At 54.6% G+C, this 22,624-nt stretch carries 20 protein-coding genes; 12 read left to right on the top strand and 8 right to left on the bottom strand.

Features of this window, described 5'->3' with window-relative positions:
- Positions 1-3: 3 nt before the first annotated feature.
- Entirely contained in the window at positions 4-1,305 is a 1,302-nt protein-coding gene (locus MUA00_RS12005; protein WP_271123268.1) for an MFS transporter, read from the bottom strand.
- A gap of 295 nt (positions 1,306-1,600) precedes the next feature.
- On the opposite strand from MUA00_RS12005, the gene MUA00_RS12010 reads away from it, so the two are divergent.
- Complete coding sequence (locus MUA00_RS12010; RefSeq protein ID WP_271123269.1) at positions 1,601-2,674, top strand: LacI family DNA-binding transcriptional regulator; 1,074 nt, start codon at positions 1,601-1,603, stop codon at positions 2,672-2,674.
- Here the strand turns inward: MUA00_RS12010 and moeB are convergent.
- Both moeB and moeA read right to left on the bottom strand, forming a co-directional pair.
- A complete protein-coding gene (moeB, locus tag MUA00_RS12015) occupies positions 2,662-3,423 on the bottom strand; it encodes a molybdopterin-synthase adenylyltransferase MoeB (RefSeq protein ID WP_271123270.1) in 762 nt (253 codons plus the stop codon). The two genes, MUA00_RS12010 and moeB, sit on opposite strands and share 13 nt — an antisense overlap.
- A gap of 1 nt (position 3,424) precedes the next feature.
- Positions 3,425-4,657, bottom strand: a complete 1,233-nt coding sequence (gene moeA, locus MUA00_RS12020) for a molybdopterin molybdotransferase MoeA (RefSeq protein ID WP_271123271.1) — start codon at positions 4,655-4,657, stop codon at positions 3,425-3,427.
- A gap of 211 nt (positions 4,658-4,868) precedes the next feature.
- Between moeA and MUA00_RS12025 the strand changes: the two genes are divergently transcribed.
- The 5 genes from MUA00_RS12025 (at position 4,869) to gsiD (ending at position 11,194) form a co-directional block, all read left to right on the top strand.
- The gene (locus MUA00_RS12025) at positions 4,869-5,822 is read left to right on the top strand and encodes an isoaspartyl peptidase/L-asparaginase (RefSeq protein WP_271123272.1); all 954 of its coding nucleotides are present in this window, start codon (positions 4,869-4,871) and stop codon (positions 5,820-5,822) included.
- Entirely contained in the window at positions 5,822-7,696 is a 1,875-nt protein-coding gene (gsiA, locus tag MUA00_RS12030; protein ID WP_271123273.1) for a glutathione ABC transporter ATP-binding protein GsiA, read from the top strand. The genes MUA00_RS12025 and gsiA overlap by 1 nt, the downstream gene beginning before the upstream one ends.
- Before the next feature lie 26 nt (positions 7,697-7,722).
- Positions 7,723-9,261 (top strand): glutathione ABC transporter substrate-binding protein GsiB, encoded by a 1,539-nt coding sequence (gene gsiB / locus MUA00_RS12035; RefSeq protein ID WP_271123274.1) that lies wholly within the window; start codon positions 7,723-7,725, stop codon positions 9,259-9,261.
- Between the two features lie 98 nt (positions 9,262-9,359).
- On the top strand, positions 9,360-10,280 hold the full coding sequence (gene gsiC, locus MUA00_RS12040; RefSeq protein ID WP_271123275.1) for a glutathione ABC transporter permease GsiC: 921 nt from the start codon (positions 9,360-9,362) through the stop codon (positions 10,278-10,280).
- Positions 10,281-10,282: 2 nt separating this feature from the next.
- The gene (gene gsiD, locus MUA00_RS12045) at positions 10,283-11,194 is read left to right on the top strand and encodes a glutathione ABC transporter permease GsiD (RefSeq protein WP_271123276.1); all 912 of its coding nucleotides are present in this window, start codon (positions 10,283-10,285) and stop codon (positions 11,192-11,194) included.
- 96 nt (positions 11,195-11,290) lie between these two features.
- Here gsiD and rimO read toward each other — a convergent pair whose 3' ends face one another.
- Positions 11,291-12,604, bottom strand: coding sequence for a 30S ribosomal protein S12 methylthiotransferase RimO (gene rimO / locus MUA00_RS12050; RefSeq protein WP_271123277.1), 1,314 nt, complete (start codon positions 12,602-12,604; stop codon positions 11,291-11,293).
- Between the two features lie 44 nt (positions 12,605-12,648).
- Positions 12,649-13,239, bottom strand: coding sequence for a LuxR C-terminal-related transcriptional regulator (locus MUA00_RS12055; protein ID WP_271123278.1), 591 nt, complete (start codon positions 13,237-13,239; stop codon positions 12,649-12,651).
- A gap of 714 nt (positions 13,240-13,953) precedes the next feature.
- Between MUA00_RS12055 and MUA00_RS12060 the strand changes: the two genes are divergently transcribed.
- From MUA00_RS12060 to MUA00_RS12075, 4 genes are all read left to right on the top strand, one after another.
- Positions 13,954-14,259 (top strand): hypothetical protein, encoded by a 306-nt coding sequence (locus MUA00_RS12060; RefSeq protein WP_271123279.1) that lies wholly within the window; start codon positions 13,954-13,956, stop codon positions 14,257-14,259.
- Positions 14,260-14,292: 33 nt separating this feature from the next.
- Positions 14,293-15,498 carry a serine hydrolase domain-containing protein gene (locus MUA00_RS12065; RefSeq protein WP_271123280.1) on the top strand — a complete coding sequence of 402 codons (1,206 nt, stop codon included), beginning with the start codon at positions 14,293-14,295 and terminating at the stop codon, positions 15,496-15,498.
- 141 nt (positions 15,499-15,639) lie between these two features.
- Positions 15,640-16,023, top strand: coding sequence for a biofilm formation regulator BssR (locus tag MUA00_RS12070; protein ID WP_271123281.1), 384 nt, complete (start codon positions 15,640-15,642; stop codon positions 16,021-16,023).
- Positions 16,024-16,131: 108 nt separating this feature from the next.
- Positions 16,132-17,250: a PQQ-dependent sugar dehydrogenase gene (locus MUA00_RS12075; RefSeq protein WP_271123282.1), complete on the top strand. Its 1,119-nt coding sequence runs from the start codon at positions 16,132-16,134 to the stop codon at positions 17,248-17,250.
- 3 nt (positions 17,251-17,253) lie between these two features.
- Here the strand turns inward: MUA00_RS12075 and MUA00_RS12080 are convergent, their stop codons facing one another.
- The gene (locus MUA00_RS12080; protein WP_271123283.1) at positions 17,254-17,880 is read right to left on the bottom strand and encodes a glutathione S-transferase family protein; all 627 of its coding nucleotides are present in this window, start codon (positions 17,878-17,880) and stop codon (positions 17,254-17,256) included.
- Between the two features lie 252 nt (positions 17,881-18,132).
- On the opposite strand from MUA00_RS12080, the gene dacC reads away from it, so the two are divergent.
- A complete protein-coding gene (gene dacC, locus MUA00_RS12085; protein WP_271123284.1) occupies positions 18,133-19,341 on the top strand; it encodes a serine-type D-Ala-D-Ala carboxypeptidase in 1,209 nt (402 codons plus the stop codon).
- Here dacC and deoR read toward each other — a convergent pair whose 3' ends face one another.
- Positions 19,342-20,106, bottom strand: coding sequence for a DNA-binding transcriptional repressor DeoR (deoR, locus tag MUA00_RS12090; protein ID WP_271123285.1), 765 nt, complete (start codon positions 20,104-20,106; stop codon positions 19,342-19,344).
- Positions 20,107-20,273: 167 nt separating this feature from the next.
- Complete coding sequence (ybjG, locus tag MUA00_RS12095; RefSeq protein ID WP_271123286.1) at positions 20,274-20,882, bottom strand: undecaprenyl-diphosphate phosphatase; 609 nt, start codon at positions 20,880-20,882, stop codon at positions 20,274-20,276.
- A gap of 362 nt (positions 20,883-21,244) precedes the next feature.
- Here ybjG and MUA00_RS12100 point away from each other — a divergent pair, with 362 nt between their 5' ends.
- Positions 21,245-22,465 (top strand): MFS transporter, encoded by a 1,221-nt coding sequence (locus MUA00_RS12100; protein WP_271123287.1) that lies wholly within the window; start codon positions 21,245-21,247, stop codon positions 22,463-22,465.
- The last annotated feature ends 159 nt before the right edge of the window (positions 22,466-22,624 follow it).

Genomic DNA, 22,624 nt, shown 5'->3' on the forward strand with positions numbered 1-22,624 from the left:
ATTTCAGGCACGCCTGGAGCGGCGTTCAGCAATAAAAGAGACAAGGAATACGGCGCCGATCAGGTCAAAGAAGCCCATGGCGATAAACAGCGGGTTGTAGCCGATTTTGTCGGCGGTAACGCCAATCAGCAGCGAAAACAGGAAGCTTGCGATCCAGGCCGCAGAGCCGCGCATACCGTTGACGGTCGCCATCTGGCCTTTATCAAAAGAGTCCACTACGAGGGCGCTTAGCATGCAGGAGATTATCTGGTGCCCAAAACCGCCCACGGAAATCAGCGCGATGGTGACGTAGGGATCTTTGGTGATGGCGACTAGCGCCAGGGAGATCATCAGGAAAGCGCCGGTCACGGAACTGGCCACAATAGAGTTAGTGCGCGTGCAGCCAAACCAGCGGGTATAAATTTTTGTCAGGTAGCCGCTTGCCACGCTACCCAGGTCGGCGGCAAGAAACGGCAGCCAGGCGAACATGGCGATCTGTTTCAGATCCATACCGCGCTCGCTTGCCAGATACAGCGGCACCCAAAAGCTCAGCACCGCCCAGGCCGGTTCCGCCATAAACGCCGGGATGGCGATACCGTAAAAGCGTTTATTTTTAGAAACGTTTTTCAGTGCGGTCAGGAAGGGTAACTTTATCGCGGGCGGCTCGTTGTCCTGCTTAATAAATTCAAGCTCTTCCTTGCTCAGGTTCGGGTGTTGCTCCGGATTATGGTAGAAGAGCCACCACAGAATGACCCAAAGCATGGCCAGCACGCCGGTAAACATAAACGCGCCCTGCCAGCCAAAAGAGGCGTGGGCGAAATAGATAATCGGCGGCGCAAGCATCGCGCCGATAGAGAAGCCGACGCCGGCCCAGCCTGCGGCAATGGGACGTTCTTTTTTCGGGAACCATTCACCAATAGTTTTGGCGTTGGCTGGCGTTGCGGCAGCTTCCGCGCCACCCATAAAGAAGCGCAGAATCGCCAGTTGCAGCCAGCTTCCGGCACCGGCGTGTAGCATACAAACCATCGCCCAGACGCCAGCGCAAATCAGAAAGCCGAGCTTCAGGCCAATCACGTCTATCAGCCAGCCGCAAACAGGCTGGAAGAGGGTATAGGCCAACTGGAAAGCGCCGACTATCCAGGAATATTGTTCGGTGGTGATGCCAAGAGAAGTTTTCAGCTCAGGGGCAAGAATGCCCAGCGAATTACGGGTGATGTAGTTGACGGTGACGCCCAGTAAAAACAGAACCAGTACCCACCAGCGCAAATTGCGAATGGTGCGCTTAGCTTTTACCGCCGTTACATCCTGTTGTATGCCATGACTCATGTCGTTCTCCACGTAGCAGAGTGTCTGTCGGAATTGGTATAACAGCCTTTCAGCCGCAATTAATGAATAACTCTTTGATTAATATTGTTTTTAATTGGTGTTTCCGAAACCGAATCGAGAAAGCTGTTCGACAAATTGAGCCTAAATCAGTTATAAAAAGGTCAATAGCAGATTTGGTGCAATAATTTTCATGAAGATGCTGGCGGTTGCTCAGGCGTAGCAAAATTGCCAGTAAATCAGCCAAACTCCGGCTTATGAAAATTTTTTCATTTGCAAAATGGGCGCAGATCACAGAATGAGCAAAAAGCTAAAAATCGCCGAAATTGCGGCGCAAACCGGGCTTTCGATCAGCACCGTTTCTCGCGTGCTGGCGGGCAAAGCCAATACCAGCGAAGCGGCAAAACAGCAGGTACTGAACTGCGCCCAGCAAAACGGCGTGCTTAAAGGGATGGCGGCGGGGAGATTACTGCTTAATAGCCTGGTCGTCTTCGCGCCGCAGCGTGCGTTTGAAGAGCGGCTGGATGTATTTTATTACCGCGTGATTCAGGGTATCAGCAAGGCGCTGGCGCTTCATGAAGTCCGGCTGCGCTACTGCGCCCTCGAAGAGCATGACTGCGACGCTAACCTGTTTCTGAGCAAAATGAACGAAGTGGAAACGGAAGCGGCGATCCTGCTGGGCATTGACGATCCGCATGTTCACGATCTGGCTGCGGATCTCGCTAAACCCTGCGTGTTGATCAACTGCCGCGATCGTAAAATGCGCCTGCCGGGCGTCGCACCGGACCATCAGCTCATCGGTGAGTTCGCCGCCAGCTACCTGTTTGAGCAGGGGCATAAATCCGTCGTTAACTTACTTTGCCTGCGCCGCTACACCATGGAGCTGCGCCTGGCGGGCATTCGCGACGCGTGGGATGCGCATAACCTTCAGTTCGACGACGGCCAGCATTTAATGACGGCGCAAAGTTTCAGCGCCAAAGAAAGCGAACAGATAATCGAAGATTTTCTTGCCGCCACGCCGCGGCACAGGCTGCCGACAGCGCTGCTGGTGGGGGGCGATTTTATGGCTGCGGGGGCGGTTAGCGCGCTGCAAAAAGCGGGGCTGAGGGTGCCGCACGACATCTCGGTAATGAGCATTGACGGCTTTAACCTTGCGGCGATTCACGACGTCCCGCTCACTTCGCTTCATGTGCCACGCGATGAGCTGGGCGAGGAAGCCGTGCATATCCTTCAGCAACGGCTTATTCGCCCTGAAGCGCCGGTCGGCAATTTGCTGCTAAACGGCACGCTGGCGGTGCGGGAATCAGTACGCCGTATACGTTCTAATAAAAGTCATACGGCGGTGAAGAGCGACGGGCTTTATGACGAATGAGCGCCGCACACTTCACATTGCGCAAAACGCTGCAGCTTCATCTCGCGGAACTGGCAGGACAGGGCATCGTACATGACGATTTTTCCGCTGCCAGGCGTTCCGTAATTCGCCAGTAGCTTAATGGCTTCCATCGCCTGCAACGAACCAATCACGCCTGGCAACGGGGCCATAACGCCCGCTTCCACGCACGTCAGCGCATTTTCGCCAAACAGACGGCTCAGGCAGCGATAACACGGCTCGCCTTGCTGATAAGTGAATACGCTGATTTGCCCTTCCATGCGGATGGCCGCGCCGCTGACCAGCGGTTTCTTCGCGTTAAAGCAGCACAGATTGAGCTGATTGCGGATAGCGACGTTATCCGTGCAGTCCAGCACCAGATCGTGCTTTGCCACTGCTTCCGCCACCTGCTGTTCATCCAGCAGCGCATTGATTGTTTCAAGCGAGATATGAGGATTAATGGCGGCAAGCGCTTCCCGTGCGGAATCCACTTTCGGTTGGCCAATGCTCGCATCGTGATGCAGCGTCTGACGTTGCAGATTAGACAACGCCACCGTATCGAAATCCAGCAGCGTGAGGTGCCCCACGCCTGCTGCGGCAAGATACTGCGAAGCGGCGCAGCCAAGGCCTCCAAGCCCAACCACCAGCACGCGCGCGGCTTTTAACGCTTCCTGCCCGTCAAAATCAAAACCGCGCAGGATAATCTGGCGGTTGTAGCGCAGCATCTCTGCATCGCTGAGTTCGGCTGCCATCTTAGCCTCCAAACAGCGCGTTAAAGGGTTCGATCTCAACCCATTCGCCCGCTTCTACATTGCCGCGCTCACGCTCCAGCACGATAAAGCAGTTGGCCTGGCTGAAAGAGCTGAAAATATGCGAACCCTGATGGCCGGTGCTAAGCACTTCGAGCTGGCCGTCCTGCGCGGTGCGCATAATTCCGCGCTGGAAATCCAGACGCCCCGGCGATTTTTTCAGCCTGCCGAGCGTGCGTGCGCGCAGGCGCGGCGGGAGAACGTTGCCCTGCTGGCCGCTCAGCTTTGCCAGTAACGGCTGTACGAGCTGATAGAAGGTGAGCGCCGCAGAAACCGGGTTGCCCGGCAGGCCGCAAAACCAACTGTTTTGCAGACGGCCGAAAGCGAAAGGTTTGCCGGGCTTAATGGCAAGCTTCCAGAAGCCCACTTCGCCTAACTCTTCAAGGAGTTGTTTGGTGTAGTCTGCTTCGCCCACGGAAACGCCGCCGCTGCTGATAACCACATCAGCCTGGCTGTCCGCCTCAATAAAGGCGGCGCGCAGCGCTTCCGGGTCGTCTTTAATGATGCCCAGGTCGATAACTTCACAGCCAAGCTGGTCGAGCATCAGGTGAACGGCAAGACGGTTGGTATCATAGATTTGTCCGTCGCCAAGCGGCTGGCCCGGCAACCGCAGTTCATCCCCCGTCGAGAATACGGCGGCGCGTACTTTGCGCAGCACCGTGACATCGGCAACGCCCAGCGAGGCGATAAGCGGCAGCTCGGCGGCGGTCAATTTTTTGCCTGCGGGCAACACGCTGGCGCCGCTGCGGATATCCTCCCCGCGCAGGCGGATGTTCTGGCCGTTTTTCACCGGCGCATTAAAGCGCACGCCGGTTTCCGTGACTTCCGTCTCTTCCTGCATGACGACGGCTTGTGCGCCTGCGGGCAGAGGAGCGCCGGTCATAATTCTTACGCAGGCGCCTGCTGGCCATTCGTCGTTAAACGGCTGCCCGGCAAAAGCTTTTCCCGCAACGGGCAATGCGCCGCCTGCTGCAATATCAGCCATGCGCACCGCGTAACCGTCCATGGCTGAATTATCAAAGCCAGGCACATCAATGGGAGAAGTGACAGGGTTGGCGGTAACGCGCCCGGCGGCCTGCAGTAGCGGAAGAGTCTGCGATTCGGTGACAGGAACAATGCGCGAAAGCATCTGTTCTAAAGCGGTTTCAAGGGGGATCAGCCCGGCGGTAAATTCCATGAAAAACTCCTGCGGCGGGGGCAAAGTAAGGGGCATATTATGGCAGATAAAGCGCCGTCACTGAATGTTCCATTGGGGGTAAGGCGCGGCTCAATTTTCTTTACAACACTTTTACATCTTTCTATATTCAAAAATCGTATGAGAATTTGATAACGATTCTGATATTTATAGAAAAAGTTGTCTCTAACAACTCTGACAGGGCCATGTCGTTATGAACAAAGCGGTAATCGCGATCCACGGTGGAGCAGGCGCAATCACGCGCGCGCAGTTAAGCGTTGAAAAAGAGCAGCTTTATATCCAGGCATTATCGGAAATCGTTGAAGCCGGCCAGGCTATGCTGGCCTCAGGCGCAAGCGCGCTGGATGCGGTGACCGAAGCCGTGCGAATGCTTGAAGAATGCCCGCTGTTTAACGCCGGAATCGGCTCTGTTTTCACCCAGGAGGGCACGCACGAGCTTGATGCCTGCATTATGGATGGCAATACGCTGGATGCCGGGGCGGTTGCGGGCGTGAGCCATATCCGCAATCCGATACTTGCGGCGCGAAAGGTGCTGGAAAACAGCCCTCATGTGTTACTGACAGGCGAGGGTGCCGAAGCATTTGCACAGGCGCAGGGGCTTGAGCCCGTTTCGCCAGATATCTTCTCGACGGCGGAACGCCGGGAACAGTTGCAGCGCGCGCAGCTTAATAACCAAACCGTGCTGGATATTGATGGCGGAGAGCCAATAGATCCGGATACTAAATTTGGCACCGTGGGCGCTGTGGCGCTGGATAAATTCGGCAACCTTGCGGCGGCGACCTCAACCGGCGGCATGACAAATAAAATGCCCGGCCGGGTGGGCGATTCCCCTCTCGTCGGCGCAGGTTGCTATGCCAATAACGCAAACGTTGCCGTTTCCTGCACCGGCACGGGCGAAGTCTTTATTCGCACGCTTGCGGCCTATGACATCGCCGCGTTAATGGAATACCGCGGCCTGAGCCTCCACCAGGCGAGCGAACGCGTGGTAATGGAAAAACTGCCCGTGCTCGACGGCGTTGGCGGCGTTATCGCCATCGACAACGAAGGCAACGTGGCGCTGCCCTTTAACAGCGAAGGGATGTATCGCGGCTACGGCTATGTCGGCGATGCGCCCAGCGTGGGAATTTATCGCGACCAGGAGCGTTGATGCCGCACAGTGATGAACTGCCAGAAGACCGGGTGCTCAGCGTTAACGATCTGAATATTCGGTTTCGTCAGGAAAAAACGTACAGCGAAGCGGTGCGTCACCTCTCGTTCGATCTCAAACGCGGTGAAACGCTGGCAATAGTCGGCGAGTCTGGTTCCGGTAAGTCGGTTACCGCCCTGGCGTTAATGCGCCTGCTGGAACAGTCCGGTGGTCTGGTTGAAGGCGAAAAAATCCTTCTGCGTCGTCGTAATAAACAGGTTATTGAACCCTATAAAGTAAGCTCCTCGCAGATGCGCAACGTGCGCGGCGCGGATATCGCGATGATTTTTCAGGAGCCAATGACCTCGCTCAACCCCGTATTCCCGGTGGGCGAGCAAATCGCAGAATCCATTCGTTTACATCAGAAACTCGACAGCAAGGCGGCGATGCTGGAGGCGCAGCGCATGCTCGAACGCGTGCGCATTCCCGAAGCGAAAGCGATCCTTGGCCGCTATCCGCATCAGCTTTCCGGCGGAATGCGCCAGCGCGTGATGATTGCGATGGCGCTGTCTTGCCGCCCTGCGGTACTGATTGCCGACGAACCAACCACCGCGCTGGACGTCACTATTCAGGCGCAAATTCTTCAGCTTATTCGCGTCCTGCAGGACGAAATGGAAATGGGCGTCATCTTCATCACGCACGATATGGGCGTGGTGGCGGACATAGCCGACCGGGTGCTGGTGATGTACCGCGGCGAAGCGGTAGAAACCGGCAGCGTGGAACAGATTTTTCGTGCGCCCGCTCATCCTTATACCAAAGCGCTGCTGGCTGCGGTGCCGCGTCTTGGGTCGATGAGTGGTTCAGATTTGCCGCGTAAATTCCCGCTGATGAACCCAAACCACCCTGATAAACCCGAACCGGAAACCGAGCAGGACACTATTCCGGCAGGCTCCGCGCCGGTTCTACAGGTGCGTGATTTAGTGACCCGCTTTGATATCCGCAGCGGCATTTTTAATCGCGTCACAAAAAAGGTTCACGCGGTAGAAAAGGTGAGCTTTGACCTGTGGCCGGGTGAAACCCTGGGCCTGGTCGGCGAGTCCGGCAGCGGTAAATCAACCACCGGGCGCTCGCTGCTGCGGCTGGTGGAAACCCAGGGCGGCAGCATTAACTTTAACGGCCAGCGCATCGACAACCTGCCGAATGCGCAGATGCAGCACGTGCGCCGGGATATTCAGTTTATCTTTCAGGACCCTTACGCTTCTCTCGACCCGCGTTTGACGGTCGGTTATTCGATTATGGAGCCGCTTCTGGTCCATAACCTGATGCCAAAAGATCAGGCGCAGCTTCGCGTCGCGTGGCTGCTGGAGCGTGTTGGCCTGTTACCGGAACATGCCTGGCGCTATCCGCACGAGTTTTCCGGCGGTCAGCGCCAGCGTATCTGCATCGCCCGAGCGCTGGCGCTAAATCCGAAGGTGGTGATTGCCGACGAGTCCGTTTCCGCGCTGGATGTTTCCATACGCGCGCAAATCATCAACCTGCTGCTCGACTTACAGCGCGAGTTTGGCATCGCGTTTTTGTTTATTTCTCATGATATGGCGGTTGTGGAGAGAATCAGCCATCGCGTGGCGGTGATGTATCTGGGACAGATTGTCGAAATCGGCCCGCGCCGTGCGGTGTTTGAAAACCCGCAGCATCCTTATACCCGTAAGTTAATGGCCGCCGTTCCGGTTGCCGACCCGGCGCACCGTCGCCCGAACCCCGTTTTGCTTTCTGATGAGATCCCAAGCGCCACGCGCAGGCTTGGGGATGAACCGCACGTTGCTCCGCTGGTGGCCGTTGGCCCCGGGCATTTCGTTGCCCGCCACCCGATCGGAAGCCATGAAAATCATATTTAGGCAGGGATAATCAGGAGAATAACAACATGACATCAAACACCACCAATAAATGGCTGGCTGCGGCAGGCCTCGCAACTTCCGTACTCGCCGCACCGGCCTTTGCCGCTAAAGATGTCGTCGTGGCCGTGGCTTCCAACTTCACCACGCTCGACCCGTACGACGCCAACGATACGCTCTCGCAGGCGGTGGCAAAATCGTTTTACCAGGGGCTGTTTGGCCTTGATAAAGACATGAAGCTGCAAAACGTGCTGGCGGAAAGCTATACCGTTTCTGACGACGGCCTGGTTTACACCATCAAACTGCACCCGGACGTTAAATTCCAGGACGGGACGGATTTCAACGCCGAGGCGGTGAAGGTCAACCTTGACCGGGCCAGCAACGCGGATAACCATCTCAAACGCTATAACCTTTACAAGGCGATTGCGAAAACCGAAGCGCTGGACGCAACGACCGTGAAAATCACCCTCAAACAGCCGTTCTCGGCGTTTATCAATATTCTTGCCCACCCGGCTACGGCGATGATTTCACCGGCCGCGCTGAAAAAATACGGTAAAGATATTGGCTTCCATCCGGTCGGCACCGGGCCTTATCAGCTTGATACCTGGAACCAGACGGATTTTGTGAAGGTGAAGAAATTCGCCGGCTACTGGAAGCAGGGATTACCAAAACTGGATACCATCACCTGGCGCCCGGTTGTTGACAACAATACCCGCGCGGCGATGCTGCAAACCGGCGAAGCGCAGTTTGCGTTTCCTATTCCTTACGAGCAGGCAGGCCGCCTTGAGAAAAACGGCAAGCTGGAGCTGGTGGCCTCGCCGTCCATTATGCAGCGCTATATCAGCATGAACGTCACGCAAAAGCCGTTTGATAATCCAAAAGTGCGCGAAGCGATTAACTACGCGATTAACCGACAGGCGCTGGTGAAGGTGGCGTTCGCGGGTTATGCGACGCCGGCGGAAGGCGTGGTGCCGCCGTCTATCGACTTCGCGCAAAAATATAAGCCGTGGCCGTACGATCCGGCCAAAGCGCGCGAACTGCTAAAAGAAGCCGGTTTCCCGAACGGTTTTGAGACCACGCTGTGGTCTTCGCACAACCACAGCACAGCGCAAAAAGTTCTGCAGTTTACTCAGCAGCAACTGGCCCAGGTCGGCATTAAAGTGAAGGTCACGGCGATGGATGCCGGACAGCGCGCAGCCGAAGTAGAAGGCAAAGGGCAGGCGGAAAGCGGGGTGAGAATGTTCTATACCGGCTGGTCGGCTTCGACCGGCGAAGCCGACTGGGCGTTGTCGCCGCTGTTTGCTTCCCAGAACTGGCCGCCTACGCTGTTTAATACCGCGTTTTACAGCAATCCGCAGGTGGATAAAGATCTGAGCGAAGCGTTGAAAACCACCAATCGCGATGAAAAGGCGAAGCTTTATAAAGACGCGCAGGACGCCATCTGGAAAGAATCTCCGTGGGTGCCGCTGGTGGTGGAAAAACTGGTCTCGGCACACAGCAAAAACCTGACCGGGTTCTATGTGATGCCGGATACAGGCTTTAGCTTTGATGATGCGGATTTGCAGTAGAATTAGACCTTTCGTTGTAGGGTGGGTAAGCAAGGGCCATCCACCGAAAAAATGGCGGGTAGCGCAAGCGCCACCCGCCCTACGTTAACGGGGTAACTTTGTTTAACTATTTTCTTAAGCGTCTGCTGGGCCTTATCCCAACGCTGCTCATCGTGGCGGTGCTGGTGTTTCTGTTTGTCCATTTGCTGCCGGGCGATCCCGCGCGTTTGATTGCCGGGCCTGAAGCGGATGCTCAGGTTATTGAGATGGTTCGCCAACAGTTAGGTCTGGATTTGCCGCTCTGGCAGCAGTTCTGGCATTTCATCACCGATATTATTCGCGGCGATTTTGGCATTTCGATGGTGTCGCGCCGGCCGGTTTCTGAAGAGATTGCCAGCCGCTTTATGCCCACGCTGTGGCTGACCGTCACCAGCATGGGCTGGGCCGTGGTTTTCGGGCTGTTTACCGGCATTGTTTCCGCCGTATGGCGCAACCGCTGGCCGGACAGGGTCAGCATGACGATTGCCGTCTCGGGCATTTCATTCCCGGCGTTCGCGCTGGGCATGCTGCTGATGCAGGTCTTTTCCGTCGAGCTGGGCTGGTTGCCGACAGTCGGAGCTGATAGCTGGCAGCACTATGTTTTACCGTCCATTACGCTGGGCGCTGCGGTAGCGGCCGTCATGGCCCGCTTTACCCGCGCTTCGTTTGTTGACGTGCTGCAGGAAGATTATATGCGCACCGCTCGCGCCAAAGGGGTGAGCGAAACGCTGGTAGTGGTTAAGCACGGGCTGCGCAACGCCATGATCCCGGTGGTTACCATGATGGGTTTGCAGTTTGGCTTCCTGCTCGGCGGCTCGATTGTGGTAGAAAAAGTCTTTAACTGGCCGGGGCTTGGGCGTCTGCTGGTGGATTCAGTCGAAATGCGTGATTACCCGGTGATTCAGGCGGAAGTGCTGCTTTTCTCGCTGGAATTTATTGTCATCAATCTGGTGGTGGATCTGCTTTATGCGGCCATTAACCCGGCAATCAGGTACAAGTAAGGATGCGACTTTTTAACTGGCGACGTCAGGCAGTACTTAATGCAATGCCGATTGTGCGGCCTGAATCCGTACGTACGCCGTGGCGAGAGTTTCTGCGGCGGCTGCGCCAGCAGCCCGTTGCGCTGGTCGCGGGCGCGTTTGTGCTACTGCTGATAGCGGTGGCGCTTATCGCACCCTGGATTGCCCCGTTTGATGCGGAAAACTACTTTGATTACGACAGGTTAAATGACGGTCCGTCTGTGCTGCACTGGTTTGGCGTGGATTCGCTGGGGCGGGATATCTTCAGCCGTGTGCTGGTTGGCGCACAGATTTCGCTGGCGGCGGGCGTTTTCTCGGTGCTTATCGGCGCGCTCATCGGCACGTTCTTCGGCCTGCTTGCAGGTTATTACGAAGGCTGGTGGGACCGCGTAATTATGCGCATCTGCGACGTACTGTTCGCTTTTCCCGGCATCCTGCTTGCTATTGCGGTTGTTGCGGTAATGGGCAGCGGGATGGCAAACGTCATTATCGCGGTGGCGATTTTCAGTATCCCGGCGTTTGCTCGTCTGGTACGAGGCAATACGCTGGTGCTGAAACATCAAACCTTTATCGAATCGGCACGCAGTATTGGCGCCTCAGACTGGACGATTATCTTCCGTCATATTTTGCCCGGTACGGTGTCGTCCATCGTGGTTTATTTCACCATGCGTATCGGCACCTCGATTATCTCGGCGGCGAGCCTGTCGTTTCTGGGGCTGGGCGCGCAGCCGCCCACGCCGGAGTGGGGCGCGATGCTCAATGAGGCAAGGGCGGATATGGTGATGGCCCCGCACGTGGCTATCTTCCCAAGCCTTGCGATCTTCTTAACGGTGCTGGCGTTTAACCTGCTGGGGGATGGTTTGCGGGACGCGTTAGATCCGAAGATAAAGGGGTGATGGCGAAAAAAAGGTGGATGGCGCTCGCGCTTATCCGCCCTACGGATACGTTTCGGTAGGGCGGGCAAGCGTGAACGCCGCCCGCCGCAAAGTCAGTTAAACCACCGTACCCCACAGATCGTATTCGTCCGCGTTTTCAACCTTCACGCGCACCACATCCCCTGGCTTCAGTTTGGTTTCGCCGTTCAGATAAACCGCGCCGTCAATTTCCGGCGCATCGGCCATACTGCGACCAATCGCACCTTCTTCGTCCACTTCATCAATGATGACGAGGATCTCGCGGCCCACTTTTTCCTGCAGGCGCTCGGCGGAAATTTGCTGTTGCAGTTGCATGAAGCGGTTCCAGCGCTCTTCTTTTACTTCTTCCGGCACCTGATCTGCCAGCTCGTTGGCGGTAGCGCCTTCTACCGGGCTGTATTTGAAGCAGCCAACCCTGTCCAGACGCGCTTCTTTAAGGAAGTCGAGCAGCATCTGGAAATCTTCTTCGGTTTCGCCAGGGAAGCCGACGATAAAGGTCGAGCGCAGGGTCAGATCCGGGCAAATCTCACGCCACTGCTTAATGCGCTGGAGCTGCCTGTCTACGCTGCCCGGGCGCTTCATCAGTTTGAGGATGCGCGGGCTTGCGTGCTGCAAAGGAATATCCAGATAAGGCAGGATTTTGCCTTCGGCCATCAATGGGATCACATCGTCAACGTGCGGATACGGGTAAACGTAGTGCAGACGTGTCCACACGCCGAGCTTAGAAAGCTGCTCGCACAGGCTGACCACGCTGGTTTTAACCGGCTCGCCGTTGTAGAAACCGGTGCGGTGCTTAACGTCCACGCCGTAAGCGGAAGTATCCTGCGAGATGACCAGCAGTTCTTTGACGCCCGCGTCCACCAGACGTTTAGCTTCCGCCAGCACGTCGCCCACAGGGCGGCTGTCGAGATCGCCGCGCATAGAAGGAATGATGCAGAAGGTGCAGCGGTGGTTACAGCCTTCGGAAATTTTCAGATAAGCATAATGGCGCGGCGTCAGCTTCACGCCCTGTTCCGGCACCAGGCTCAGAAACGGGTTGTGCTTAGGCTTTGGCACGTAGTGGTGAACGTGCTGTAAAACTTGCTCGTAGCTGTGCGGCCCGGTGATTTCCAGCACCTTTGGGTGCACTTCGCGAATCTGATCTTCTTTAGCGCCCAGGCAGCCGGTCACAATGACTTTGCCATTTTCATTCAGCGCTTCGCCGATCGCCTCTAGCGACTCTTGTACCGCGCTGTCGATAAATCCGCAGGTGTTTACGATAACCATATCGGCATCGTCATAGCTGGGCACGACGTCGTAGCCTTCGGTGCGCAGCTCGGTAAGAATTCGTTCTGAATCGACAAGATTTTTCGGGCAACCGAGAGAGACAAAGCCAATACGGGGTTGATGCATACAGTTACGCTCACAAAGTAAACAAAGAAAAAAACCGAGCGATTTTACACGTGTTTTTGGCGGGGCTCTACTTTTTGTCTGCGGGTTAAGGAATTGTTTTTTGCCGTTGTGTCAGAGCACATAATGGCATTTTTCATGCGTGTCAGCGCTAATGAATTGTAGAACTTCATTTTTAGCTTTCTTTTAATAACGATTTTGTATCCGCTTGCTGTTTTTTGTGACAGGTTGAGTTTTGTTGCAATCGTCGTATTGCTTAAATGTACGTGAGGCAGAATGTCTCTTTCGCGTGGCGTTAGCCGCTCGTTTTTGTTCATAACCGGAGAGGTGATAACTTTTCTGATATGGTGCTGTGAACTATCCATCGCAGAGTAAATAACGTTATCAATCTCAAACCAGCCGTTTTTGACCATATCTTCAAGCAATACTATATACTGCGATTTCATTAGCCGGCAGATTTCAATGATATACCCGCGCAAATACATATTTTCCACGGCGATTATTAGCGGGTTGTTATGAGCGAAGCAAATGTAAAATTTGTCGATATCCTCAGGGGTTAAAATGTAATGCACGGTATTCTGGGCCGATTTCATTCCTTCACAGTAATAATAGTTGTCGCTTAATACGTCGAATTTCATAGAGTTAATCCCGGTTCGCCAAAAGAAGGTGCTGCGGCATCCTTATAGCTTTCGGTGAACTTAGTTATTTATATCCGGTGGCGTTTAACGAAATATTGCCTGAAGTTACGAAGTAATTGTTGTGTTCAGGGTAGTTGCTTTGTTTAACCGGCAAGAGAATATAACGATGATATTGCTCTCGACGAAATAATAAGGCTAATAAGGACTTGGGCTCAGCAAAAGTTAACTCGCTTAAGATTAAAAAACAATTCTTCACTTGTGAATTATCGGGAGATTAGAAATGAATGTTGGCGCTGGCCTTATTAACTCGCTGAAAATAAGCGATTTTGAAAATTTTTATTAATTTGTTTAAATATAAATTTGTTTGGGAGTGAATTAATTTTTTCTGGGTGAAACCAGATGGAAATAATATTTTCTTGCTTTTTAATGGCAAATTTGTTCATGGCGCAATTTATGGGTCGTTAATCCTGAAAGACAAATACGCCGCTGGACGCGGTTTGTTAGCGAGCAGAATCTGGTAGCGGCTTAGCCGGGCACAGTTGCCTGGCTGAACGCCCCGTGCCGCGGTTGCTGAGGCAAGTTTCGGCATAACGGGCGTTTTTCGTCTTTTTCTGGTGCTTTACGACATCTCTTATTTTGCTTGCCGGAAGAGTTAGCTTTATTATCACAGCCGTTTTGCTCACTCTTCATTCGCTCATCCAAAAGGACCTTTTTATGCGCAAGATACTGGCCCTGGCCGGCACCTTTGCAGCCACGCTTTTGCTGTCTGCCTGTAATGTCATTCCTACGCCGCTGAATACTCCGCCAGCCACCGCGCAGAAATTTGTCTGCGGCGGCGAAAAACTGGCTCTGGATGGTGATTATGCCTGGTATAACGGTCGGCGTTATTCTTATCAGAATATGAGCGGTGGCCAGGCGCTGTACCGCTATCACAGCAGCCAGTTTGCCGTTAAAAAAGAAGGCAACAACCGTACGCTGATGGTGGAACTGAGCGCGAAACCTTGTGTCGCCGCAAATTAACGCCGCTGCCTTGTTGCTGAGTTGCCGCTGCGCGTGAACATTCCCCCGTCGCTTCTTCTGACATTAACTTGCCTGCTGGCGGGATGCGGCACGCTGTCGAACGTTGCTCCCGTGGCCGAAGTGCCCCAGCGCGCGCAGCGCGCCTGTGGCGATCCTCAGCCGCGCGATATTAACGAATGGCTGCCGCTGATGGTTGAGCAGCACTCGCCTGGCATGGTGGTGGGCGTTATTGACGCTCAGAATCAGCGCCATTACTGGCGTTACGGCGTGACGGACCGCGAGCATCGCAATCCGGTCAATGAAAACACGCTGTTTGCCGTGGGCTCGCTCAGCAAAGGCATGACGGCAGAAGCCACGGCGGTGCTGGTGGCGCAGGGACGTCTGCACTGGTCCGATACGCTTGAGAAGCTGCTGCCGCCGACGGTTGCCTTAAGTGCCGATGCGAAGAAAATCACGCTGTTGCAGCTAGTTACGCACACCTCCGGCCTGCCGCGCCAGAATATGGATTTACCGATGCTGGCGGCGTTCGTCCGTTACCTGGGCAACGGAGAAAACTTTTACGCGCATCTCGACAGCGACAGGGTCGTTGACGATCTCGCGCACTTCGTGAAGCCTGCAAGCGATGAGCCTCGCTATTCGAATCTGGGCTACGCGGTGCTGGACTACGTATTGAATTACCAGACCGGCCAGCGTGCGGATCGGCTTGTGGAAACTTTGCTGTTTGCGCCTTTAGGTATCCAGAACACCAGCTTTACGCCGCAGAAGTTAAAAGCTTATCCGCTGCGAGCGATTGGGCACGCAGGCAGCCAGCCGAAATTTGTTCCGCGTGGGCAGGTTGTGCCGGACTGGCAGTTCACGGGCAATATGCTCGGCGCAGGCGGGCTCTATGCCAATACGGCCGATTTGCTTACTTTTGCCGCCGCGCATCTTGGCAGCACCGGCAATAGCCTGCTGGAGCGCGCCATGGGCGATGCCATGAAGGTTTATTATCCGCGCGACAAAGAAGCCGCAAATATTGCCTGGGTGAGCGACACTTACGGCGAGCAAACTATTACCTATCAGGTGGGGTATATCGGCGGCTACTCCAGCTATATCGGTATCGACAGGCAGCATCACTTTGCCGTAGTGGTTTTACAAAACAGTTTTACCTGGCAGAACAACCTGGGCCACAGCGTGCTGCGTCAGCTATGGCGCGAGCAAAATACGGCGGCGACCTGTACCAAAATCTCTTCCGTCTGAACCAAATCCCTCCCTCCGTTTTGCGTTATGTAAAGGTTATTGCGGCGGATCAAAGACTGCTGCAATAAAGCCTCTCCTGGTTAAAAAGTGACCATACTATAAGTGAGTGTTATGGGTTCACTTCATAGGGAGGATAAATGCATGTCCAGGACTACGCTCAAGCGTGATCTCCTGAAAAAGATGATCATTGCGAAGATAGACGTCGCAGCTTATCTCTCGTTGCGGCGGGCGAAAGGTTATATGTCGGTCGTCGAGAGTGAACATCTGCGCGATAATCTGTTCGATCTGTGTACTGAATATCGCGAAAATTTACCCGACGTTAAAAAAGTATTTTTGCCGCAGGAAATTGCTTCGTTTGATAGAGGCATTGCGGCGATTTCTTCCGCCGCCGTCTGTCTGATGACCGGACGGCACGACTGCCCGCACTACATCGCCATCGACGCTGATAAGCTTGAAAGCTGTCTCGATCAGCTTTCGCACAGCCTGAATGGTTTGCTTGTCAGCCAGCAGGCCATCGAGGCTTGACCACGGGGGAGGCGACTCCCCCAACCGCATTTTAAGGTTGTGTAAAATTCCCCACCCGATGAACTCAGGCGGCTACCCTTATTCTGTTAACGGAAAAGGAGATGCTGTATGTCCTGGCCTTCATCCCGCTCGCTTATTATTGCCTCTTTTCTCTGCTTCTCGGCGGTTGTTCAGGCCGCAGAGGTGAAAGTCGACGTGCTGCAAAGCAAGCTCGATCATCCCTGGTCGCTGGCGTTTTTGCCGGACGATAAAGGCATGCTGATTACGCTGCGTGACGGGCAGCTACGCCACTGGCAGCCGGGCGCCGGGCTTGGCGATCCCATTGTCGGCGTGCCAAAGGTTTGGGCGCACGGTCAGGGCGGGCTGTTCGATGTGGTGCTGGCGCCTGATTTTGAACGCAGCCGAAAAGTATGGCTTAGCTTTGCCGAGGCAGGCGGTGATGACAAAGCGGGGACAGCCGTCGGCTACGGCATCCTGAGCGCCAATCTCAACCGTCTTGAAGATTTTAAAGTTGTGTTCCGCCAGCAGCCAAAGCTCTCTACCGGCAACCATTTTGGCGGCAAGATGGTATTTGATGGCAAAGGGCACCTGTTTATCGCGCTTGGGGAAAACAACCAGCGCCCAACTGCGCAGGATCTCGACAAACTACAAGGAAAAGTGGTGCGGCTTAACGAAGACGGCACGGTTCCCAAAGATAATCCATTTGCGGCAAGGCAGGGCGCACGTGCCGAGATTTGGTCTTACGGGCACCGTAATCCACAGGGGCTGGCTATCAATCCCGCAAGCGGCGAGCTGTGGCTGAACGAGCATGGCCCGCGCGGCGGCGACGAAATTAATATAGTGCAGGCTGGGAAAAACTACGGCTGGCCGCTTGCGACATGGGGCATAAATTACAGCGGATTGCCCATTCCTGAAGCGAAAGGTGAAATTGTTGCCGGGACCGAGCAGCCGAATTATTACTGGAAGGTTTCTCCGGCGGTGAGCGGTATGGCGTTCTATAACGCAGATAAATTCCCGCAGTGGAAAGGGAAGCTGTTTATCGGCGCGCTCAAAGAGAAAAACCTGATTGAACTGACGGTCGATGGCGATAAGGTGACCGGGCAGCAGCGTTTACTGGACTCGCGTAAACAGCGTATTCGTGATGTTCGCGTCGGCCCGGACGGTTATGTCTATGTCCTGACCGACGAATCTGACGGGCAATTGCTGAAGCTCAGTCCGCAAGGCTGACGTTTAGCTTAATGGAATCATTACCGCTTTCTGGAATGCCGGGCGCTGGGTCAACTGTTGGTACCAGCGCCGCAGATTAACGTGCGCCCCCCATTTCACGTCAAGATTCAGCAGGGCGTAAAGCGTTGGCCCCAGCGCGATATCCGCTGACCCAAACTCTGCACCGCTAAACCACGGCTGCTTCGCAAGCTCGGCATCCAGAATGCTGAACAACGCGTCGCACTGCACAATACTTTCATCAATGAGCTTCTGGTCGCGCTGTTCCGGGGCGGTTCGCACAAGGCCCATAAAGACGCCGCGGTACGGAATAACCAGGGTTGATGCTGCCCAGTCCATCCATTTCTCGCCGTATGCGCGCGTGGCGGGGTCGCCTATCCACAATGAACCCTGGCCATACTGCGCCGCCAGGTAACGCACGATAGTATTGGATTCCCACAGCGTCAGATTTGTCGCGTCATCATGAATACAGGGCACCAGCGCGTTAGGGTTCATCGCCAGATATTCTGCGTCGTGCGTTTTACCAAATTTTCCGCCGGCCGGAATGGAACGATACGCCAGGCTCAGCTCTTCCAGACACCACAAAACCTTCTTTACATTGGTCGAATTATCTCTGCCCCAAACGGTTATCATATTTGCTCCTGATGGATGAGTGCATTTCATATTCAGTATGTGTGCCGTTTAAGCAAACACCTTTTCCTCCCTTTAGGCCATAAAAAAAATAAGCCGGACGGCGGCAAGTACGGTAAATTTCGAATAAACTTAACAAACTTTACCAACACCATATTTCTTTAAGTGAATTCGCACGCTAGCTTACTTACAGCTTGAAATGTGAAGTGACGGCGCGCGTCGTGACTTTTTTTGAATGGATACTCGGGTGGTTTTATGAAGAGTTTGCTAAACCCTGCGTCGTTACGCGCCCTGCTTGCAGGGTCGACCCTTTTGTTGCTGGCGGCCCCGGCGGTCGCGGCAGAACAGACAACGGCAAATGCCCCACAGATTGACGCCAGAGCCTGGATTTTAATGGATTACGCCAGCGGCAAAGTGCTGGCGGAAGGCAATGCCGACGAAAAGCTCGATCCGGCAAGTCTGACCAAATTAATGACCAGCTACGTGGTTGGGCAGGCGCTGAAAGCAGAAAAAATTCATCTTACCGACATGGTCACCATCGGCAAGGATGCATGGGCGACTGGTAACCCGGTGCTGCGCGGCTCTTCTTTGATGTTCCTGAAGCCGGGGGATTTAGTCTCGGTTGAAGACCTGAACAAAGGCGTGATCATCCAGTCGGGTAACGACGCAAGCATCGCTATCGCAGATTTTGTGGCGGGCAGCCAGGACTCTTTCGTCAGCCTGATGAACAACTACGCACAAAAACTCAATCTCACCAGCACCACCTTTAAAACGGTACACGGCCTGGACGCGCCGGGGCAGTTCAGCACCGCCCGCGATATGGCGCTGCTTGGCAAAGCTCTGATTCACGATGTGCCGGAAGAGTACGCTATCCATAAAGAAAAAGAGTTTACTTTCAACAACATCAAGCAGCCAAACCGCAACCGCCTGTTGTGGAGCTCAAACCTTAACGTCGACGGTATGAAAACCGGCACCACGGCGGGGGCGGGGTACAACCTGGTCGCCTCGGCGACCCAGGGCGATATGCGCCTGATTTCTGTGGTTCTCGGCACCAAAACCGACCGCATCCGCTTTAACGAAAGTGAAAAGCTGCTGACGTGGGGCTTCCGCTTCTATGAAACCGTTACGCCAATCAAGCCGGACGCCACCTTTGTGACGCAGCGCGTGTGGTTTGGGGACAGCAGCGAAGTGAAACTTGGCGCGGGCGAAGGTGGCTCGGTCACAATTCCGCGTGGTCAGCTAAAAAATCTGAAGGCAAGCTTCACCCTGACCGAGCCGCAGCTTACCGCTCCGCTGAAAAAAGGCCAGGTAGTGGGCTCAATCGACTTCCAGCTAAACGGTAAATCCATCGAGCAGCGTCCGTTGATGGTGATGGAAAACGTGGAAGAGGGCGGTTTCTTCAGTCGGATGTGGGACTTTGTATTGATGAAATTCCATAGCTGGTTTGGTAGCTGGTTCTCCTGATTACCAGAGCAGTTTGATATTCTCCGCCGTGGCGTAATCCACAAACTCCACGGCGGGTTTTTCATTGCTGATAATGCTATGGAACGACGACAGCGGCCCCATGCAGGCCGGACGCACCTTGCCGAATTTACTGCCATCCACCACCAGCACGCAAAGCTGCGACATTGAAAGCGCCCAGTGCTTAACCGGCAGCTCGTCAAGATTAAAACAGGTCGCACCGTGACGCGTGTGCAGGCCCGCCGCCGAGAAAAAGGCGATATCCGGGCAGAGATTGCTCAAACATTCCTGAAAGTTAATCGGTTTGAAAATCGCATTGCTGGCGTGGAATTCACCGCCGCTTAAAATAACGCGGCAGTTGGGTTTGTCCTGTAGGGCGAGAAATGTGTTCAGGGAATAGCAAACGCCGGTGAACGCCAGTTCGTCATCCAGCGCTTCAATGATGTACGGCGTGGTGGTGCCGCAGTCGAAAAACACCGTCTGATGCGGACGAATCATCGCCGCTGCTATGCGCGCAGCCTGGCGTTTTTCTTCAACCTGCCGAGTCTTCTGATCGCTTAGCAAATAGTGGCTGGCGGTGGAGCTGCGTGGTTCGAGCACCACATAACCACCCAGCAGCACAATGGGCCCGGATTCGTTATTCAGATCGCGACGGATGGTCATTTCTGATACGCCCAGCAGGGCGGCGGCGTCCTTAAGATGAATCTTATCGCTGCGTTTTAGCGCCTGAATCAGGCGATTAATGCGTTCGTCGCGCCGGGTTTCCATAATGCCCTCTGAACAGTAAAAACCCGGCGTTGCCGGGTCTTAAAATCGTAGGGCGGATAAGCTTGCGCCGTCCGCCGCTGGTATCGACGAGAGGGATTGTTGGATGGCACGTTGTTTATCCGCCCTGCAAATTCCCGCCGTTGGGCATTTTAACTGTGCATTACAGCTTAGTCACGCACCCAGCCCTTACGAATAAACAGCGCGAAGCAGAAGCGGTGCGCCTGATGCAATCGCTTATAAATTTGCATGCCCCAGACATTCCACACCATTTGCGCAAGCCCGCAGGAGCACAAGCCCACCAGCAACCCGCCCAGCATATCCAGCGGCCAGTGCACGCCCAGATACACCCGTGACCAGGCGATTACACAGGCAAGGGTAAATAGCGCTACGCCGGACCACACGCGGTGCCAGAAAGCGAAAGCCAGCGCAAAGGTGAAGATGACCGTGCCGTGATCGCTCGGATAAGAATCATCCGGGGCGTGATGCAGGAAGTTATAGCCAATGCCGTCAACAAAAGGTCGGTCGTGTGGGAAAAGATGGCCGACAACCCAGGAAAGGGAGACGCTGATAATAATTGCCAGCGCGGTTTTAATTACCATTTCGCGCTGGGCGGTAATCTGTTTGCGCTGGCCCCACAGCCAAAGAATGGCAATCAGCAGCGGGACGATGTTTATCAAATCTTTGGCAATAAAAACGGCAAGCTTGATTAGCCATTCCGGCGAGGCTGGCGTGGCGTTGATTATCAAAAAGAGCGTCTGATTGAGTTGTTCCATCATAACGGTTTTGGTTCCTTAACTGTTCAGGTGGTGAAGATGCCACCTGCGTGGCGGCGTCACGGCAAGTGCCGGGAGGCTGAATAACGGGTAAAAGTAAAAGCGTGCCGGCAGACGGTAAAGCGGGTTTATCTTAATTACCGAATCTTTACCGCATAAGCAGAGGTTGCCTTGCTCAGTCATAGCAGCATATATAAGGGTAAAAAAACGCAGCATACGCAGGCAATATTAAGAAAACCTTAAACAAAATGAAGGTTGTGCGGTATCCGCCTGCAATCTTAATAATTCACTATCTACCGCGCGGGCAATTTATTAAACTGCGCGTGATTTTCGTTTCTTCAAGTCATTATCCTCTCGAGTAACTAATGCAAAATAACAAGCGACTTGGTCGCCAGGCGCTGCTGTTCCCGCTGTGCCTGGTGCTCTATGAATTCTCTACCTATATCGGCAACGACATGATCCAGCCGGGCATGCTGGCGGTTGTCGAACAGTACAACGCGGGCATCGAATGGGTGCCGACGTCGATGACCGCCTACCTGGCAGGCGGGATGTTCTTGCAGTGGCTGCTGGGGCCGCTCTCCGACCGAATCGGCCGCCGCCCGGTGATGCTTACCGGCGTGGTGTGGTTTATCGTCACCTGCCTTGCCACCTTGCTTGCGCAAAACATTGAGCAGTTCACCTTCCTGCGCTTTTTGCAGGGCATAAGCCTGTGCTTTATCGGCGCGGTGGGGTACGCCGCGATTCAGGAATCCTTCGAGGAGGCGGTGTGTATTAAAATCACCGCGCTGATGGCGAACGTAGCGCTGATTGCGCCGTTGCTCGGCCCTTTGGTGGGCGCGGCCTGGGTGCATTACGCGCCGTGGGAAACCATGTTTATTCTGTTCGCGGTGCTGGCGGCGTTTTCCTTCTTTGGCCTGCATCGCGCAATGCCTGAAACGGCGACGCGTCTGGGCGAGAAACTGTCCTTAAAAGATCTCGGCCACGACTACAAATTGGTGCTGAAAAACGTCCGTTTTGTGGCGGGCTCGCTGGCGATAGGCTTTGTCAGCCTGCCGCTGCTGGCGTGGATTGCGCAGTCGCCGGTGATCATTATCAGCGGCGAGAAGCTAAGTACGTATGAATACGGTTTGCTACAGGTGCCTATTTTCGGCGCGCTGATTTTGGGTAACCTGGTGCTGGCGCGCTTAACGTCGCGTCGCAGTATTCGTTCGCTGATTATTCTTGGCGGCTGGTGGATTGTGCCAGGCCTGCTGGTTGCAGCGGTGGCAACGGTTGCCTCGTCGCACGCTTATCTGTGGATGACCGCCGGTCTGAGCCTGTACGCCTTTGGCATCGGTCTTGCGAACGCAGGGCTTGTGCGCCTGACGCTCTTTGCGAGCGAAATGAGTAAAGGAACCGTTTCCGCGGCGATGGGTATGTTGCAGATGTTGATCTTCACCGTCGGGATTGAGGTGAGTAAACACGCTTATCTGCACGGCGGCAGCGGTCTGTTCAGTCTGTTTAACCTGCTGGGCGGCGTGCTGTGGCTGGGATTGATGTTCGTGTTTTTGAAAGATAAGACGGTGGGTAATGCGACGGACGTTTAGTGCCGCTCGGTGGATGGCGCTGGCGCTTATCTCCCCTACGATTTAAAGCCACGCAGGAGCCACGCAGGTCGGATAAGCATCAGCGTCATCCGATGTTTAAAACACGTAGGTCGGATAAGCATTAGCGCCATCCGACATTGAAAAAAGACCCCGGCTTGC

This window comes from Dryocola boscaweniae, from assembly GCF_025215095.1.
GTDB lineage: Bacteria > Pseudomonadota > Gammaproteobacteria > Enterobacterales > Enterobacteriaceae > Dryocola > Dryocola boscaweniae.

Excerpts from the sequence above, each read along its gene's own strand:
- gsiD (WP_271123276.1), top strand. The coding sequence starts at position 10,283 with ATGCGACTTTTTAACTGGCGACGTCAGGCAGTACTTAATGCAATGCCG.
- dacC (WP_271123284.1), top strand. The coding sequence starts at position 18,133 with ATGAAGAGTTTGCTAAACCCTGCGTCGTTACGCGCCCTGCTTGCAGGG.
- MUA00_RS12025 (WP_271123272.1), top strand. The coding sequence starts at position 4,869 with ATGAACAAAGCGGTAATCGCGATCCACGGTGGAGCAGGCGCAATCACG.
- moeA (WP_271123271.1), bottom strand. The coding sequence starts at position 4,657 with ATGGAATTTACCGCCGGGCTGATCCCCCTTGAAACCGCTTTAGAACAG.
- gsiA (WP_271123273.1), top strand. The coding sequence starts at position 5,822 with ATGCCGCACAGTGATGAACTGCCAGAAGACCGGGTGCTCAGCGTTAAC.
- MUA00_RS12005 (WP_271123268.1), bottom strand. The coding sequence starts at position 1,305 with ATGAGTCATGGCATACAACAGGATGTAACGGCGGTAAAAGCTAAGCGC.
- ybjG (WP_271123286.1), bottom strand. The coding sequence starts at position 20,882 with ATGATGGAACAACTCAATCAGACGCTCTTTTTGATAATCAACGCCACG.
- rimO (WP_271123277.1), bottom strand. The coding sequence starts at position 12,604 with ATGCATCAACCCCGTATTGGCTTTGTCTCTCTCGGTTGCCCGAAAAAT.
- MUA00_RS12080 (WP_271123283.1), bottom strand. The coding sequence starts at position 17,880 with ATGATAACCGTTTGGGGCAGAGATAATTCGACCAATGTAAAGAAGGTT.
- MUA00_RS12075 (WP_271123282.1), top strand. The coding sequence starts at position 16,132 with ATGTCCTGGCCTTCATCCCGCTCGCTTATTATTGCCTCTTTTCTCTGC.
- MUA00_RS12100 (WP_271123287.1), top strand. The coding sequence starts at position 21,245 with ATGCAAAATAACAAGCGACTTGGTCGCCAGGCGCTGCTGTTCCCGCTG.
- moeB (WP_271123270.1), bottom strand. The coding sequence starts at position 3,423 with ATGGCAGCCGAACTCAGCGATGCAGAGATGCTGCGCTACAACCGCCAG.
- MUA00_RS12010 (WP_271123269.1), top strand. The coding sequence starts at position 1,601 with ATGAGCAAAAAGCTAAAAATCGCCGAAATTGCGGCGCAAACCGGGCTT.
- gsiB (WP_271123274.1), top strand. The coding sequence starts at position 7,723 with ATGACATCAAACACCACCAATAAATGGCTGGCTGCGGCAGGCCTCGCA.
- MUA00_RS12060 (WP_271123279.1), top strand. The coding sequence starts at position 13,954 with ATGCGCAAGATACTGGCCCTGGCCGGCACCTTTGCAGCCACGCTTTTG.
- MUA00_RS12070 (WP_271123281.1), top strand. The coding sequence starts at position 15,640 with ATGTCCAGGACTACGCTCAAGCGTGATCTCCTGAAAAAGATGATCATT.
- MUA00_RS12055 (WP_271123278.1), bottom strand. The coding sequence starts at position 13,239 with ATGAAATTCGACGTATTAAGCGACAACTATTATTACTGTGAAGGAATG.
- deoR (WP_271123285.1), bottom strand. The coding sequence starts at position 20,106 with ATGGAAACCCGGCGCGACGAACGCATTAATCGCCTGATTCAGGCGCTA.